At 72.2% G+C, this 14,465-nt stretch carries 13 protein-coding genes and 2 pseudogenes; 9 read left to right on the top strand and 6 right to left on the bottom strand.

Annotation, left to right across the window (positions count from 1 at the left end):
• Nucleotides 1–137: 137 nt before the first annotated feature.
• Nucleotides 138–1,520 carry a transcriptional regulator gene (locus tag ACIRD8_RS08780; protein WP_403988148.1) on the bottom strand — a complete coding sequence of 461 codons (1,383 nt, stop codon included), beginning with the start codon at nucleotides 1,518–1,520 and terminating at the stop codon, nucleotides 138–140.
• A 255-nt stretch (nucleotides 1,521–1,775) separates the two neighbouring features.
• On the opposite strand from ACIRD8_RS08780, the gene ACIRD8_RS08785 reads away from it, so the two are divergent.
• The 3 genes from ACIRD8_RS08785 to ACIRD8_RS08795 are packed head-to-tail and all read left to right on the top strand — an operon-like array spanning nucleotide 1,776 to nucleotide 4,962.
• The gene (locus ACIRD8_RS08785) at nucleotides 1,776–2,453 is read left to right on the top strand and encodes a bifunctional DNA primase/polymerase (RefSeq protein ID WP_403988151.1); all 678 of its coding nucleotides are present in this window, start codon (nucleotides 1,776–1,778) and stop codon (nucleotides 2,451–2,453) included.
• 38 nt (nucleotides 2,454–2,491) lie between these two features.
• On the top strand, nucleotides 2,492–3,316 hold the full coding sequence (locus ACIRD8_RS08790; RefSeq protein WP_403988154.1) for an ABC transporter ATP-binding protein: 825 nt from the start codon (nucleotides 2,492–2,494) through the stop codon (nucleotides 3,314–3,316).
• Complete coding sequence (locus ACIRD8_RS08795; protein WP_403988157.1) at nucleotides 3,313–4,962, top strand: transporter; 1,650 nt, start codon at nucleotides 3,313–3,315, stop codon at nucleotides 4,960–4,962. The genes ACIRD8_RS08790 and ACIRD8_RS08795 overlap by 4 nt, the downstream gene beginning before the upstream one ends.
• A 65-nt stretch (nucleotides 4,963–5,027) precedes the next feature.
• Here ACIRD8_RS08795 and ACIRD8_RS08800 read toward each other — a convergent pair whose 3' ends face one another.
• Both ACIRD8_RS08800 and ACIRD8_RS08805 read right to left on the bottom strand, forming a co-directional pair.
• On the bottom strand, nucleotides 5,028–5,921 hold the full coding sequence (locus ACIRD8_RS08800) for an alpha/beta fold hydrolase (RefSeq protein ID WP_403988691.1): 894 nt from the start codon (nucleotides 5,919–5,921) through the stop codon (nucleotides 5,028–5,030).
• Between the two features lie 653 nt (nucleotides 5,922–6,574).
• Nucleotides 6,575–7,267, bottom strand: a complete 693-nt coding sequence (locus ACIRD8_RS08805; RefSeq protein ID WP_099173969.1) for a metal-dependent transcriptional regulator — start codon at nucleotides 7,265–7,267, stop codon at nucleotides 6,575–6,577.
• Between the two features lie 221 nt (nucleotides 7,268–7,488).
• Between ACIRD8_RS08805 and ACIRD8_RS08810 the strand changes: the two genes are divergently transcribed.
• Nucleotides 7,489–8,244, top strand: a complete 756-nt coding sequence (locus ACIRD8_RS08810; protein ID WP_099173970.1) for an SIS domain-containing protein — start codon at nucleotides 7,489–7,491, stop codon at nucleotides 8,242–8,244.
• A gap of 112 nt (nucleotides 8,245–8,356) precedes the next feature.
• On the opposite strand, the gene ACIRD8_RS08815 is transcribed toward ACIRD8_RS08810, so the two are convergent.
• Together ACIRD8_RS08815 and pdxH are read right to left on the bottom strand one after the other, a co-directional pair.
• Nucleotides 8,357–9,742, bottom strand: coding sequence for a PAS domain-containing protein (locus ACIRD8_RS08815; protein ID WP_403988160.1), 1,386 nt, complete (start codon nucleotides 9,740–9,742; stop codon nucleotides 8,357–8,359).
• Between the two features lie 436 nt (nucleotides 9,743–10,178).
• Nucleotides 10,179–10,811, bottom strand: coding sequence for a pyridoxamine 5'-phosphate oxidase (gene pdxH / locus ACIRD8_RS08820; protein WP_403988163.1), 633 nt, complete (start codon nucleotides 10,809–10,811; stop codon nucleotides 10,179–10,181).
• Nucleotides 10,812–11,068: 257 nt separating this feature from the next.
• Between pdxH and ACIRD8_RS08825 the strand changes: the two genes are divergently transcribed.
• Nucleotides 11,069–12,178 (top strand): citrate synthase 2, encoded by a 1,110-nt coding sequence (locus ACIRD8_RS08825; protein ID WP_403988166.1) that lies wholly within the window; start codon nucleotides 11,069–11,071, stop codon nucleotides 12,176–12,178.
• Between the two features lie 342 nt (nucleotides 12,179–12,520).
• Here the strand turns inward: ACIRD8_RS08825 and ACIRD8_RS08830 are convergent.
• Nucleotides 12,521–12,654 (bottom strand): annotated as a pseudogene (locus ACIRD8_RS08830) (TetR/AcrR family transcriptional regulator); the annotation flags it as partial.
• 123 nt (nucleotides 12,655–12,777) lie between these two features.
• Here ACIRD8_RS08830 and ACIRD8_RS08835 point away from each other — a divergent pair.
• From ACIRD8_RS08835 to ACIRD8_RS08850, 4 genes and pseudogenes are all read left to right on the top strand, one after another.
• Nucleotides 12,778–12,993: pseudogene (locus ACIRD8_RS08835) on the top strand (type II toxin-antitoxin system RelE/ParE family toxin); the annotation flags it as partial.
• Nucleotides 12,990–13,328 (top strand): helix-turn-helix domain-containing protein, encoded by a 339-nt coding sequence (locus ACIRD8_RS08840; protein ID WP_403988169.1) that lies wholly within the window; start codon nucleotides 12,990–12,992, stop codon nucleotides 13,326–13,328. The pseudogene ACIRD8_RS08835 and the gene ACIRD8_RS08840, both read left to right, overlap by 4 nt.
• Before the next feature lie 25 nt (nucleotides 13,329–13,353).
• Complete coding sequence (locus tag ACIRD8_RS08845) at nucleotides 13,354–13,530, top strand: hypothetical protein (RefSeq protein ID WP_403988171.1); 177 nt, start codon at nucleotides 13,354–13,356, stop codon at nucleotides 13,528–13,530.
• A 266-nt stretch (nucleotides 13,531–13,796) separates the two neighbouring features.
• Nucleotides 13,797–14,441, top strand: coding sequence for a hypothetical protein (locus ACIRD8_RS08850; protein WP_403988173.1), 645 nt, complete (start codon nucleotides 13,797–13,799; stop codon nucleotides 14,439–14,441).
• The last annotated feature ends 24 nt before the right edge of the window (nucleotides 14,442–14,465 follow it).

Consider the following 14,465-nt stretch of genomic DNA (forward strand, 5'->3'; position numbering starts at 1 on the left):
TGGAATCGTCGGCTCACGCTACCGGGTGTCCGGAGCCCGGCGCCAAGCGCCCAGGAGCGCTCACCACCCCTTCACACCGCGGGTAACACATGCGGCGCCCACGGCGCTGATCATGGTCAACTCGCCGAATACGCCGGTCAGGCGGCCTGGAGCTCCAGCCTGGCACCGAACTCCCGGACCGCGGGCTCGTCGGCGTACGGCTCGAACCGCTGCTGGAGGTCGTCGAGATATTCGGCACCCCGGCTGGAGCGCACCGTCCCGAGCAGTTCCATCGCCCGCAGCCCCGTGTGGCAGGCCTGCTCCACCTCGCGCTGCTGCACCTGCGCCGAGGCCAGCAGCACCAGGCCGATGCCCCGGCGCCGGGTCCGGGACTCCGGGAGGGCCGCCAGGGCCTCCTTCGCCCGGCGGGCGGCCGGTTCGGCCTGCCCCAGGTCCCGGTGGCAGTGGGCCAGTTCGTCCGCGAGGTACCCCGCGTCGAAGTGGATGATCCAGTCCGGGTCGTCGCCCTTCTCCGGGTCGGCCTGCTCCAGGGCGGCCAGCGCCCGGCCCGCCGCGACCTGGCAGGTGCGGGCATCGCCCATCAGCGCGTGCCCCCGGGCCTCCGCCGCGTGGAACATCGCCTCCGCCCGCGGGGTCACCTGCCCCCGAGCGCCCTCCTGCGCGGCCCGCGCCAACTGGGCGATCTCACGCGGGTTCCCGAGCTGGGCCGCGAGGTGGCTCATCGAAGCGGCCAGCACATAGCCCCCGTACGCCCGGTCGCCCGCCGCCTGGGCCAGCCGCAGCGCCTGGATGTAGTACCGCTGGGCGAGACCCGGCTGGCCCGTGTCGACGGCCATGTACCCGGCGAGCTCCGTGAGTCTGGCGACCGCGCCGAACAGCTCACGGCCGACCGATTCGCGGTACGACCCCGAAAGGAGCCCGGACACCACGCTGTTGAGGTAGTGCACCAGGACGGGCCGCACGTGCCCGCTGCCGAAGCGGTGGTCCAGGTCGACGAGCGCGGCCGTCATCGCCCGCACCGCCGCCACGTCCGGCATGCCGACCCGGCTCCCGGCCGTCCGCGCCACCTGCGGGTCGGCGCCCGTGATCAGCCAGTCGCGGCTGGGCTCGACCAGGGCGGAGGCGGCCACCGCCGATCCGGACAGCAGGTCACGGCGGCCCACGTCGCTGCGCCAGAGCTCGCAGACCTGCTCGACGGCGCCCAGCACGGTCGGCGCGAACTGCAGGCCGACGCCGGAGGCCAGGCTCTTGCCGTTGGCCATGCCGATCTCGTCGATCGTGACCGTGCGGCCGAGTTTCCGCCCGATCGCCTCGGCGATGATGCCCGGCGCCCTGCCGCGTGGCTGCTGCCCGCGCAGCCACCGGGCCACGGAGGTCTTGTCGTAGCGCAGGTCGAGCCCCCGCTCCGCCCCGACCATGTTGACCCGGCGGGCGAGGCCGGCGTTGGAACACGCCGCCTCCTGGATGAGCGTCTGGAGCCGTTCGTTCGGCTGGCGGGCGACGAGAGGCCTGGCTGCCATATTTCCCCCTGAGACCGCAGTGATTCGATGAAGGGATCACTGCCCGGCACGGCACAAGAAATGCGCATATTCATCTGTATCGGGTACGAGCGGTGGCGAGTTGGCGCAGTCCTGCACCTGGCTACCCGCACATCGGTGCCTTTCCTCCCACGCGCCCCCGGCCATGCACCCGTGCGCCCCATATGCAGGATCGATCCCTCCCGAAGGGCGCACGCGCGCCCGTAACCCTTGGTGACGCCGGGAGTTGAGCGGGGCGTGGATGAGCCCATCGGAGTGACGCAAGCCGCCCGGATCCCCCAACAGCGAGGTGAACAGCTGATCGACGCCGCCGCCCGGTACGCCCAGGAGCGGCACTGGGACGTGTTCCCGGGTACCTGGTTAGAGGCCGCCGGAGGGACGGAGCGCTGCTCGTGCGGTGACACGGGCTGCGCCGCCCCCGGAGCCCACCCGGCCGGGCCGGACTGGGCGGGCCTGGCGACCGGCAGCGCCGCCGCGGCCCGCCGGATGTGGTCCAGGCAGCCCGGGGCGTCGGTGCTCCTGCCGGCCGGCCGGACCTTCGACGCCCTGGACGTACCGGAGTCCGCCGGGTTCCTGGCCCTGGCGAGGATGGAGCGGCTGGGCCTCGCGCTGGGCCCGGTGACCCGCACCCCGGACCGCCGGATGCTGTTCTTCGCCCTGCCGGGCACCGCGGCCAAGGCGCCCGGGCTCGTACGGCAGCTGGGCTGGGACACCGCGGCGATCGGCCTGGTGGGGCGCGGCGAGGGCGATTACGTGGCCGCGCCGCCGACCCGGGTGGCGGGCCGCGGCGCCGTGCAGTGGGCCCGGGGCCCCTCCCGCGCCGATCTGTGGCTGCCCGGCGCGGACGAGCTGATCAGCCCGCTCGCGTACGCCTGCGCACGGGAGACGGCCGACGCCCGCACACGTCTTTCGTAGGGTGGTCCCCACACGCGGGGATAGCGAAGGGCAGTGCCATGCCGGACCAGGCGGACAGTGCGGGCGGGACCGACACGGCGGGGGTGGCTCCGGCGCCACCGCCCGCCGTGCGGGTGGAGGGGCTGTGGAAGCGGTTCGGGGAGCAGGTCGCGGTCTCCGGGATCGATCTCGACCTGCCCGCGGGCAAGTTCATCGGCCTGGTCGGCCCCAACGGCGCGGGGAAGACGACCACGCTCTCGATGGTGACCGGGCTCCTCAGGCCCGACATGGGGCGGATCGAGGTCGGCGGCCACGACGTATGGCGTGACCCGGTCGAGGTGAAGTCCCGGATAGGGGTGCTGCCGGAGGGCCTGCGGCTCTTCGAGCGGCTCTCGGGGCGCGAACTCCTCGGCTACACCGGACGGTTGCGCGGGCTCCCGGGCGCCGAGGTCGACAAGCGGGCCACCCAGCTCCTCGACGTACTGGATCTCGCCGGGGCGCAGCACAAGCTGGTCGTCGACTACTCCACCGGGATGCGCAAGAAGATCGGGCTGGCGTCCGCCCTGCTGCACAACCCCGAAGTGCTGTTCCTCGACGAGCCCTTCGAGGGCGTCGACCCGGTGTCGGCGCAGACCATCCGCGGGGTGCTGGAGCGCTACACCCGCTCCGGCGCGACCGTGGTCTTCTCCAGCCATGTGATGGAGCTCGTCGAGTCCCTCTGCGACTGGGTCGCCGTCATGGCGGCGGGCCGGATCCGGGCCCAGGGCACGCTGGCCGAGGTGCGCGGCGGGGCGGCCTCCCTCCAGGACGCCTTCCTGGAGCTCGTCGGCGCGGGGGCCCGGGACACCGGTGACTCCCTGGACTGGCTGGGCGGTGCCCGATGACGGTGCTGGACGCGCCCGCCGGTTCCGCCGTCCCGGCCGTGCCCGGCCGGGGCATCGTCCCCGTCTTCGTACGGCTCAAGCTGACGCTGCTGCGCAACGGGCTGCGCCAGTCCTCCGGGCGGCGGGCCGCCTATGTCGCCTCGCTCGTCGTCACCCTGCTGTTCGCGGTGGCCCAGGTGATCGGTCTGGTCGCCCTGCGCGGCCATGCGCAGGCGGGCACCCTGGTGGTGCTGCTGACCGCGGTGGTGGCGCTGGGCTGGGCGGTGATGCCCCTGTTCTTCCCGAGCGGTGACGAGACCCTGGACCCGAGCCGGCTGGTGATGCTGCCGCTGCGGCCCCGCCCCCTGATCGGGGCGCTGCTGGTGGCCTCGCTGATCGGTATCGGGCCGCTCTTCACGCTCGCCCTGACCCTCGGTTCGGTGATCGCGGTGGCGCACGGCGCGGCCGCGGTGGTGTTCGGTGCGCTCGCCGTGCCACTGACGCTGCTGGTCTGTGTGGCGCTGGCGCGGTCCGTCGCCACGGCCAACATCCGGCTGCTGACCTCGCGCAAGGGCCGCGACCTCGCGGTGCTCAGCGGGCTGGTGATCGCGGTGGGCATCCAGTTCGTCAACTTCGGCGCGCAGCGCCTGGGCCGGGCGGGCGGGCTGTCCTCGCTGGAACCGGTCGCGGACGTGGTGCGCTGGCTGCCCCCCGCCTCGGCCCTCGGAGCCGTGGGGTCCGCGTCCGAGGGGTCGTACGGGACGGCGCTCGGCCAGCTGCTGATCTCGGTGCTCGCGCTGGGCGGCCTGATGTGGCTGTGGCAGCGGAGCCTGGTGAAGCTGATGACGTCGCCGGACGGCTCCACGCTCGCCGCCGCCGAGCCGTCGGCCCGCCGGTCGCGCGGGGACGGGGCCGGCTCCGGGTTCTTCGCGCTGCTGCCCGAGGGGCGCACGGGAACGGTGATGCAGCGGAGTCTGCGGTACGTCGTACGGGACCCGAAGACCAAGGCGTCCTGGGTGACGGCGCTGGCGATCGGTCTGATCGTGCCCGTGCTCAACGCGGTGCAGGGGTCCGGGTCGGTCTACTTCGCGTGCTTCGCGGCCGGGATGCTCGGCATGCAGATGTACAACCAGTTCGGGCAGGACACCTCCGCCTTCTGGATGGTGGCGCTGTCCATCTCCTCGACCAGGGACGCCTATGTCGAACTCCGGGCGCGGGCCCTGGCGCTGCTGCTGATCACCCTGCCGTACACGGTCCTGGTGACGGTGGTGACCGCTGCGGTGCTCGGGAACTGGACGGCGCTGCCGGGGGCCATGGGGCTGTCGTTCGCCCTGCTGGGCGCGATGCTGGCGACGGGCGCCCTGGCCTCGGCGCAGTTCCCGTACTCGATCCCCCAGGACGGGGCGTTCAAGAACGTCGTGCCGGGTCAGGCCGGGCTCGCCTGGATCTCCATCTTCGGCGGCATGATCGCGGCCGCGGTGCTCAGCGGGCCCGTGATCGCGCTGACGATCTGGCTGCATGTGGCGGACCACCAGGACCGGTTGTGGCTGCTGCTGCCGGTGGGCGCGGTGTACGGGGCGTTCATCGGGTGGCTGGGCGTACGGCTGGCGGCGCCGCGCACGGCGGGCCGGCTCCCGGAGATCCTGGCCGCGGTCAGCAAGGGCTGAGGGACCGGCTCACGGGGCGGGGCGCCGGGGTACGCGAGGGATCGGGCGCCGGGGCGCGTGAGGGATCAGGGGCTCACGGCTTCCCGGTCGTCCCGGAAGCCGTCGGCGAGGCGCTCCAGGAAGGGCTCCACCGCCCTGCGCCAGCCCTCGGGCCGGTCGTAGTGGACGAGATGGCCGGCGTCCTCCACCTCCGCGTACTGCCCGCGGGGCAGGACGCGGACCATCTCCTGGGCCTCGGCCCTGCCCAGCTCCCCGTCGATCCCGCGCAGCACGAGGGTGGGGCAGCGCACCTGCGCCAGCTCCTCCCAGTGGGCGTCGTAGACCCAGGTGGCCCGGGACGTCAGCATCTGCTCCTGGGAGAAGACGGGCCGCCAGCCGTCGGCGCTCTCGGCCATCACCTCCGCGAAGAACTCACCGCGCGAGGGATTGGGCCGCTCCACCCAGGGGTCGTCCTCGCCGAACCACTTCCGTACGTCGGCGAGCGTCGCGAAGGGGAGCGGCCAGGAGTTGAACCAGTCCTCCCACTCGCGCTGCGAGGCCGCCCCGAGCGCGGACGCCCGCATGTCGCAGATGATCAGCGCCTTGACGAGGTCGGGGCGCTTCGCGGCGAGCTGCCAGGCGGTGAGCGCGCCCATCGAGTGCCCGATCAGGGTGACCGGGCCGAGGTCGAGCTGTTCGATCGCGACCTCGGCGTCCGCGACGTAGGCGTCGCGGGTGTACGGGCCGTCGGCCGGCTTGTCGCTGCGCCCGTGGCCCCGCTGGTCGAGGCCGACCGGCCGGTGGCGCTCGGAGAGCCAGCGGGCGGTGGAGGCCCAGTGCGTGGCCCGGCCCATCAGCCCGTGGAGCATTAAGATCCCCGGGGCCTGCCCGGTCTCCGGGCGCCCCTTGGGCTGATCGGCGAACTCCCAGGCCGCGAGGCGTACCCCGTCCGATCCGGTCACATCGATGCGCCGCACCATAGGTTCTGGCACCCCCTTCTGGTCCTCGATCACCGTGTGTGCGTGCCCGCCAGGCTATCGAACCTTTATTCGAAAACTCGCTTCCGGCTCGCAACTTCCCACGTTTGAGTGACAGCGGTTCAGGATTGATGACGGCCTCCCGGGGGAGACCTTCTCCGGGAAGCGGACCACTCGGGGACAGGGGTCCGCGGGGACTGACCTCGAGAGCTCGGGGCTCCAGGTCAGCGCAGGGGAGGACCGGCCTCGGCACCCTCGGGCGCCGAGGCCGTCCAGCGTTCCGGAACACATGGATCCGCGATCATGGGGGACCGCTGAAAGGGTTCGCCCGGCCGCCGGAGCGGCACGAAGGCCCACCGGAGCGGCGTGAAGGGCATCCGGGGCGATTCGAACGGGGGCGTGGGAAAGCCCGGCAGCCACCTCACGGTGCACGTGCCAGTGCGACGGGCGCATTCCCTGCTCCCTCCCCGACCGCGCGGCAGCCTCTGCCGGCACCCTCAGGTCATATGCCTGGCCACAGCCTGGCACGCGTTTCGCCCGGGCGCTGCGATTCCGGGCGGAAAACAGAAAGCGGTCTTACCCGCCCACATCTGCACGTGCATCCGCACCGGCGCCTGCACTTGCGAGCAGGGCACCGGCGCGCACGAACGTACTGCTCAGCGCTTCGCGACGAAGACGTGCGAGGCGACCTCGGCGTCCAGCTCGGCCGCCTCACCGCTGGAGCCGACCAGCACCCCGCCGGCCGACTCGGTCACGCTGACGACCGAGCCGGGCTGCACGCCCGCCCGCCGCAGCGAGTACATCAGCTGTGCGTCGGTCTGGATCGGCTCACCGATCCGGCGCACCACCACGGTCTTGCCCTCCGCGCCCGGGTCGAGCTCGGCCAGGCTCACCATGCCCTCGTCCAGGAACGGATCGGCCTCGGACTTCTCGCCCAGCTCCTCCAGCCCCGGGATCGGGTTCCCGTACGGAGACTCCGTCGGGTGCCGCAGCAGCTCCAGCACCCGGCGCTCCACGGCCTCGCTCATCACGTGTTCCCAGCGACAGGCCTCGGCGTGGACCTGCTCCCACTCCAGGCCGATGACGTCGACGAGCAGGCACTCGGCGAGCCGGTGCTTGCGCATCACCCGCGTCGCCAGCCGGCGCCCCTCCTCGGTCAGCTCCAGATGGCGGTCGCCCGCGACCTGGACCAGCCCGTCCCGCTCCATCCGCGCCACCGTCTGGCTGACCGTCGGACCGCTCTGGTCCAGCCGTTCGGCGATCCGGGCGCGCATGGGGACCACGCCTTCCTCTTCGAGCTCGAGGATGGTGCGGAGATACATCTCCGTTGTATCGATCAGTCCGGACATACGTGCCCCTCGATGCTGTGACATGAAGTCGTCGTGCGATGGCCCTGCCCCAATTCTGACGCATAGCACCGACAACCGTGCCCCGCCGTCGGGAGTCGGTGCCGACGGCCCGTCCACGGCGCTATTGACAGCCCACTGGTCCAGACCGCAACGTGATCCGCGACACGGGCACCGCACGGGCCCCGCACCCCGCCCCACCCCCCGCAGGAAAGGCCTCCTCGATGAGCGACAGCAAGCTCGCCGGTCAGTTCTTCGACGCAGCGATCGGCCTGCTGGAGCGGGTGCGTGACGAGGAGTCCGGGTCGATCGCCGCCGCGGGGGCCGCCATCGCCGACACCGTCGCCGCGGGCGGCCGGCTCTTCGCCTTCGGCGCCGGGCACTCCTCGCTCGCCGCCCAGGACGTCGTCTACCGCGCGGGCGGACTGGCCCTGATGAACCTGCTCGCCGTGCCCGGCACCGTCGGCGTCGACGTCATGCCGGCCACGCTCGGCTCCGCGCTGGAGCGGGTGGACGGCCTGGCGGGCGCGGTGCTCGACTCCAGCCCGGCCCGGGCCGGCGACCTCCTCGTGATCATCTCCCTGTCCGGGCGCAACGCACTGCCCGTGGAGATGGCGCAGAACGCGCGGGCGCTCGGCCTGACGGTCGTCGGGGTCACCTCCGTCGCGTACACGACGGGCACCAAGTCCCGGCACGTCTCGGGCGGATTCCTCCGGGACCACTGCGACATCGTGCTCGACAGCAAGATCGCGATCGGCGACGCGGAGCTGAGCGCGGAGGGCGTCGAGGCACCGTTCGCACCCGCGTCGACGGTCGTCACCAGCGCACTGATGCAGGCCATGATGGCCACCGCCGCAGAGGAGCTCGTCGCCCGGGGCATCGAACCGCCGCTGCTGCGCTCGGGCAACGTCGACGGCGGCCACGAGTGGAACGGACGCGTGATGCGGGAGTACGGCGACCGCATCTTCTACCGCCACTGAGCGGACCGGCACTGAGCGGACCGGCACTGAGCGGACCGGCACCGGGCGGACCGGCACCGGGCCCGGCACCGAGGCGCTGGGCCCGGCACCGAGTCGCCGGGCCCGGGCCCCTTCAGCCCTCCGGCCCGGCCGTCAGCCTGGCCAGATCGACCGCCGAGGCGACCCGGACCGCCACACTCTCCGCGTACATCACATCGGGCCGTTCGAACGCGCTGCGGTTCGCCGCGCGCAGGAACGTCACCACGCCCAGCGTCCGCCCCCGGCTCCGCAGCACCGCGCACAGCGCGTGCACCGAGTCACCCGGCCACCGGTGCTCCACCGCCCACGTCTCGCCCGCACCGGCCGGCGCCACCGCACGTACGGAACCCGTACGCTCCACGGCCTGGAGCGCCGGGTGCCCCGGCGCGTACCGCACGGGGAGCGAACCGCCGGAGACCGGCAGGCACGGGCCCGGCGCGTCGGCCGGCGTGGACGCGGCCCGTACGAGCTTCTCCCCCACCGCCAGGTCCTCCAGCAGATCGACCACCACATGGTCGGCGAACCCCGCCAGGGCGTAGTCCAGCGACGTGGTCGCCGCCTCCATGGGGTCCTCGCACTCCGCCGCCTGGCGGGCCGCCCGGTGCAGCTGGTTGGAGCGGAACCGCACCCGGTCCGCGTCCTGCTCCGCGAGCTTCGCCGCCGTGACGTCCCGGAACAGCCAGCCGACCCCCAGCGGAACAGGCTCTTCCGCCAGCGGCGAGGCCAGCCTCAGGAACCCGCTGCGCCAGCAGCGCCGCCGCTCCCCCTCCGCGGTCCGCAGGGTCACCCACAGCTCGGCCGGCGCGGACGGCGCACCGTCGGCCAGCACATGCTGCAGCGCACCCTCCAGATCCTCGACGCCCTGCACGATCAGCTCGCCCAGCGGCCGCCCCAGCGGCGTGGTGCGCCCGCCGCCCAGCGCCCGCGCGGCGTACGCGTTGACCACGGTCGGACGCAGGTCGACGTCGACGGCGACGACACCCCAGGACGCGTCCTCGAAGAGGGCCTCACCGATCGCGATGGACCGTTCCAGATCGATCTGCGCGTGCACCTCGCTGAACGCGCAGTACACCCCGGCGGGCTTCCCGTCCTCGCCGCGCACCCCCGACGACTGGGTCCGTACGAGGACACGCCCGCCGTCCTTGCGCAGCAGCGCGAACTCGTGGACCTGGCGCCCCGGCGCCTCCATGACGGCCAGCAGCCGCCCCTGCACGTCCCCCGCGTCCGCGCTCCGCACGGCCCACCCCGCGAAGCCCCGCCGCCCGACGGCCTCGGCGGCGCTCCAGCCGAGGATCCGCTCGGCCTCACGGTTCCAGTGGGTGATCGTGCCGTGGGCGTCGAACGCGCAGAGCGCGGCATCCATGCCGTCGAGCAGCGCGGCGAGAAGCCGGGACCCCGGAATCGCCGCCGACGGCTCCCGCTCGGGGTCCTCGTCGGGGCCGAGCGCGTCGGTGGTCCCGGTGCTCCTGGAAGCACTCACTCCGTACCTCCTGCAGGGCGTATTGCGCTTCGCGTTCCGCATTGCCGCACGTCAGACCATTGAACTCGAACGTGAGCCACCACACAGCCACTTCCAGGAAATCCGGTGTCCACCGATGGATCCGTTAATTCGCTTGTGTGGCGCCGGGGGACGTTCCTAGGCTGTGGGCAGCGAAGAAAGGAGGTGTTCCGGAAGTGATTTCTTCTCGGACTCGTGAGGTGACTGCGGGCTGACGCCCGTCGTCGCGCTCTTTGCAGTGCAGGCCGGTCGCCGGCCAATCCCAAGCAGTCACCGACCCGCAGGCTCGCCGGTAAGTCCGGCCGGCTCCTCCGCAAGGAGGGACCAGAGCCTGCGGGTTTCTGCACGTCCAGGGCATGTCCAGGGCATGTCCGGGGCGTGTCCGGGCCGCCGGGAGCGGGGCCGGCCGCTCAGGCGCTCACGGGCAGAGGCGCTCCACGTGCCAGTCCGCGGCCGGGCTCTCACGGACGTAGCGGAGCCGGTCGTGCAGGCGGTTCTCGCGGCCCTGCCAGAACTCGATCGTGTCCGGTACGACGCGGAAGCCGCCCCACTGCGGCGGGGCGGGGACCTTCTCGCCCTCCGGGTAGCGGGCTGCCAGCTCCTCGTAGCGGTCGACCAGCTCCTGGCGGGAGGAGACCACCGTCGACTGGTCGCTGGCCCAGGCGCCCAGCTGGGAGCCGTGCGGGCGGGTGCGGAAGTACGCGACGGTCTCCTCGCGTCCGACGCGGGACGCCGTGCCCGTCACGATGACCTGGCGGGCGAGCGGGTGCCAGGGGAAGAGCAGCGAGACGTACGGGTTCGCCGTCAGTTCGCGGCCCTTGCGGGAGCCGTAGTTGGTGAAGAACACGAAGCCGCGGTCGTCGTACTGCTTCAGCAGCACGGTCCGGGACGACGGGCGGCCCTCGGGGCCGGCCGTGGAGACCACCATCGCGTTCGGCTCGTGGAGCGCGCCGCCCCCGGCGACCTGGCGGAACCAGCGGGCGAACTGGTCCATGGGGTCCGCGGCGAGGTCCTTCTCGATGAAGTCCTCGGAGCGGTACTGCTCGCGCATCGTGGCCGGATCGGTGGTGCAATCGGATGACGGGACGCGAGAGGAGGCGGAAGCGGAAGACGGAGTGGCATCTGCTGTGGGCACGGGGCCATCCTGCCGCAGCGGGCCGGAATCCCCGCGGGAGGGGCTCGACCGACGGTCCGCGAGCCGCGCGGGCTGTGCCGGACGTCACCCTTCCCCGCACCGAGGTAACCCGCCAGTATCGTGGAGCGGCCCTTGTGGCCGTATCGCAGCCGCCGATTCGAGGGAGCCGCCCGATGTCCGACTTCGTACCCGGACTTGAAGGAGTCGTCGCGTTCGAGACGGAGATCGCCGAACCGGACAAGGAAGGCGGCTCGCTCCGTTACCGCGGCGTGGACATCGAGGACCTCGTCGGCCATGTGTCGTTCGGCAACGTCTGGGGTCTGCTGGTGGACGGGGCGTTCAACCCCGGTCTGCCGCCCGCCGAGCCGTTCCCGATCCCCGTGCACTCCGGCGACATCCGCGTCGACGTGCAGTCCGCGCTCGCCATGCTGGCGCCGGTGTGGGGCCTGAAACCGCTGCTCGACATCGATGCCGAGCAGGCGCGCGACGACCTCGCCCGCGCCGCCGTGATGGCCCTGTCGTACGTCGCCCAGTCGGCCCGTGGCCAGGGGCTGCCGATGGTCCCGCAGAGCGAGATCGACAAGGCGGAGTCCGTGGTGGAGCGGTTCATGATCCGCTGGCGCGGCGAGCCGGACCCGAAGCACGTCAAGGCCGTCGACGCCTACTGGACGTCGGCCGCCGAGCACGGGATGAACGCCTCGACGTTCACCGCCCGTGTCATCGCTTCGACCGGCGCGGATGTCTCGGCGGCGCTGTCCGGCGCGGTGGGCGCCATGTCGGGCCCGCTGCACGGCGGGGCCCCGTCCCGGGTCCTCGGCATGATCGAGGAGATCGAGCGGACGGGCGACGCCCGGGCGTACGTGAAGCAGGCGCTGGACAAGGGTGAGCGCCTGATGGGCTTCGGCCACCGCGTGTACCGGGCCGAGGATCCCCGGGCCCGCGTCCTGCGCCGTACGGCCCGTGAGCTGGCCGCGCCGCGCTTCGAGGTGGCGGAGGCCCTGGAGAAGGCCGCCCTGGAGGAGCTGCACGCGCGCCGCCCGGACCGTGTCCTGGCGACGAACGTCGAGTTCTGGGCGGCGATCGTGCTGGACTTCGCGGAGGTCCCGGCGCACATGTTCACGTCGATGTTCAGCTGCGCCCGCACGGCGGGCTGGTCGGCGCACATCCTGGAGCAGAAGCGCACCGGCCGCCTGGTACGCCCCTCGGCGACGTACATCGGCCCGGGCACGCGCGACCCCCGCTCGATCGAGGGGTACGACCAGCTGGCGGACCTGGGGAACTGACCGGGGCGGGGCGGGCGCCCCTGGGGGCGGACGGCCTCCACGGGCACCCCTCCGTGCGGCGGGGGCGGCCTGCCTCGGCCGTCACCGCTTCGTGGAGTGATTCAGGATCCAGGCGACCGTCAGCAGCACTCCGAGCAGGCCCAGTCCGAGCAGTCCGGCGGTTTCGAGGAGCCGCGCGCCTTCCATGGCGCCCCGGATGGAGCCGGCGATCCCGCCGACCGCCATGCACATTCCGAGCACGAAGGTGCGTGAGCTCGTCGGTGCGGAGCGGTACCAGGGGCGTCGCCGGGGTGCGGGGGTGTCGCGCGTACGTGTCACGTGTGGCCTCCGGTGCCGTCGGTCCAGGGCGCCGTCGAGCAGGGCGGCCCACTGGGTGACCACCCTCTCGCGCCGCACGGTGTCGTCCGTCAGCAGGTTGGCGAGTCCAGGCCGCGGGCCATGTCGAGGAGGCCCTGGACCGTTTCGCGTACTCCGGGGGCCACCGTTCTCGGGCCGCTCATCGAAAGACCACAGGGGCGTGCGACGCCGGTGTGCTGCGATCGCGGCAACGGCACACGGCCTGAACTGCGAAGTCGCGCTCTTACCCCCGTGCCACATATCAGGTGCGCTTCCGCCTCGGCGATGCCCATCAGCGGATCACCTACTGGCTGGCGCCCGGCCGACGCGTCGTGCTGCTCACCGTGTTCCGCAAGACCAAGATGCGCGAGCAGGCCGAAGTGGACCTCGCCCACGCCGCACAGCGATTGTGCGAGGCAGAGCACAAAGCCGCCACCGAGCACGGCCTCTACAGCCGTAACCTGAAGGAGAACCGATGAACCACAGCGAATGGAGGACCCGTCACCACCGCCGGCTGCTGGGCGAACACCTGGACGCCGACCCCGAGTACGACCGGGTCTACGAAGAGGCCGGTCTCGCCATGACGTTGGGCAAAGCCGTCCATAGCCGGCGTAAGCAGCTGGTCCTGAGCGAGGCCGACCTCGCCGAGCGCATGCACGTCGACGTCGATGACATCGAAGGCATCGAGACAGCCACCGAACTGCCACCCATCGCGGTCATCATGCGCCTGGCCCGCGCACTGGACCTCACCGTGGACGTGCACCTCGCCGGCGGAGACGAGCCCACCGTCACCATCGCCGCCCCAGCGACCTGAGGCTCACCCCGCACGACAAAGCCGCTTGACACATTCGGAATTCCTGGAATTCGCCAAGCTGCACATACGGCCCCACATGTCCCATCACCACGCCCACCTTGCCGTTCCGCCGGTCGACCACCAGGGCGCCGGCATCGGGCGAGACGGTGTGCCCGCCGGTATCAGGGGCGAAGAGCTGCTCGTGGAGATCAGTGGGCGGTGATCGTGCTGGACTTCGCGGAGGTCCCGGCGCACATGTTCACGTCGATGTTCAGCTACGACCAGCCGGCGGACCTGGGGAACTGACAACGCGCCGGGCCGGGTCGTGCCGCAGTCGTCGCATGCCTGTGGCTGGCCTGTGTCATTCCTACCGGCATCCTGAGACGCGTCACGGCGCGCCCCGGTGACGGACCGCCGTCACCGGGGCGCCCAGTCGTTGAACGCTCCGGCTGCCCTGCGGGGCAGCCCTCACTGACAGTTAGGTCAAAAATGACACACAAGGGACGCATCGTCTTCGCTGCCGCGATCACCGCCATGACGCTCGGGCTCACGGCCTGCGACGACGGCGACGACTCGGCATCGGCACCGGACTCACCGTCGGCCTCCGCCCCGGCGTCGTCCGATCCGGGCAGCGAGAGCCCGTCCGCGGAGCCCAGCGACGACGGCGCCGCTCCGGCCGACGGGGACGTCACCGCACCGGGCTCGAAGCTCAAGGTCGGCGACAAGGCGGTCCTGCCGTTCACGTACGGGACGGACAAGAAGGGCACCATCGCCGTGACGGTCACGGCGATCGAGAAGGGCGCCGAGGCCGACATGGACAAGTTCGGCGCGAAGGCGAAGGGCATGACGCCCTATTACATCCGGATGAAGGTGGAGAACGTCGGCGGCACCGACCTGTCGTACGCGTCGCTGAGGCTGCGCGGGCAGCTGGCGGGCGGCGGCCCCACGGGTGTCATCCTGATCGGCGACCTCCCGGGCAAGTGCGACAGCGAGACGGCCCCCCGCGACTTCACCACGAAGGGTGCGTCGTACGAGACCTGCTCGCTCAGCGCCACGAAGACCGAGCCCGTCGCGGCCGCTTCGTTCGACGAGGGTGACGCGTACACCGACAGCCCGGTCCTCTGGACCAGCTGACCTCCGTTCCCTGTCGGCGCCGGG

The sequence above is a fragment of the Streptomyces sp. NPDC102451 genome (genome assembly GCF_044765485.1).
Taxonomy (GTDB): domain Bacteria; phylum Actinomycetota; class Actinomycetes; order Streptomycetales; family Streptomycetaceae; genus Streptomyces.

Excerpts from the sequence above, each read along its gene's own strand:
- ACIRD8_RS08790 (WP_403988154.1), top strand. The coding sequence starts at position 2,492 with ATGCCGGACCAGGCGGACAGTGCGGGCGGGACCGACACGGCGGGGGTG.
- ACIRD8_RS08780 (WP_403988148.1), bottom strand. The coding sequence starts at position 1,520 with ATGGCAGCCAGGCCTCTCGTCGCCCGCCAGCCGAACGAACGGCTCCAG.
- ACIRD8_RS08795 (WP_403988157.1), top strand. The coding sequence starts at position 3,313 with ATGACGGTGCTGGACGCGCCCGCCGGTTCCGCCGTCCCGGCCGTGCCC.
- ACIRD8_RS08850 (WP_403988173.1), top strand. The coding sequence starts at position 13,797 with ATGACACACAAGGGACGCATCGTCTTCGCTGCCGCGATCACCGCCATG.
- ACIRD8_RS08800 (WP_403988691.1), bottom strand. The coding sequence starts at position 5,921 with ATGGTGCGGCGCATCGATGTGACCGGATCGGACGGGGTACGCCTCGCG.
- pdxH (WP_403988163.1), bottom strand. The coding sequence starts at position 10,811 with ATGCGCGAGCAGTACCGCTCCGAGGACTTCATCGAGAAGGACCTCGCC.
- ACIRD8_RS08825 (WP_403988166.1), top strand. The coding sequence starts at position 11,069 with ATGTCCGACTTCGTACCCGGACTTGAAGGAGTCGTCGCGTTCGAGACG.
- ACIRD8_RS08810 (WP_099173970.1), top strand. The coding sequence starts at position 7,489 with ATGAGCGACAGCAAGCTCGCCGGTCAGTTCTTCGACGCAGCGATCGGC.
- ACIRD8_RS08840 (WP_403988169.1), top strand. The coding sequence starts at position 12,990 with ATGAACCACAGCGAATGGAGGACCCGTCACCACCGCCGGCTGCTGGGC.
- ACIRD8_RS08805 (WP_099173969.1), bottom strand. The coding sequence starts at position 7,267 with ATGTCCGGACTGATCGATACAACGGAGATGTATCTCCGCACCATCCTC.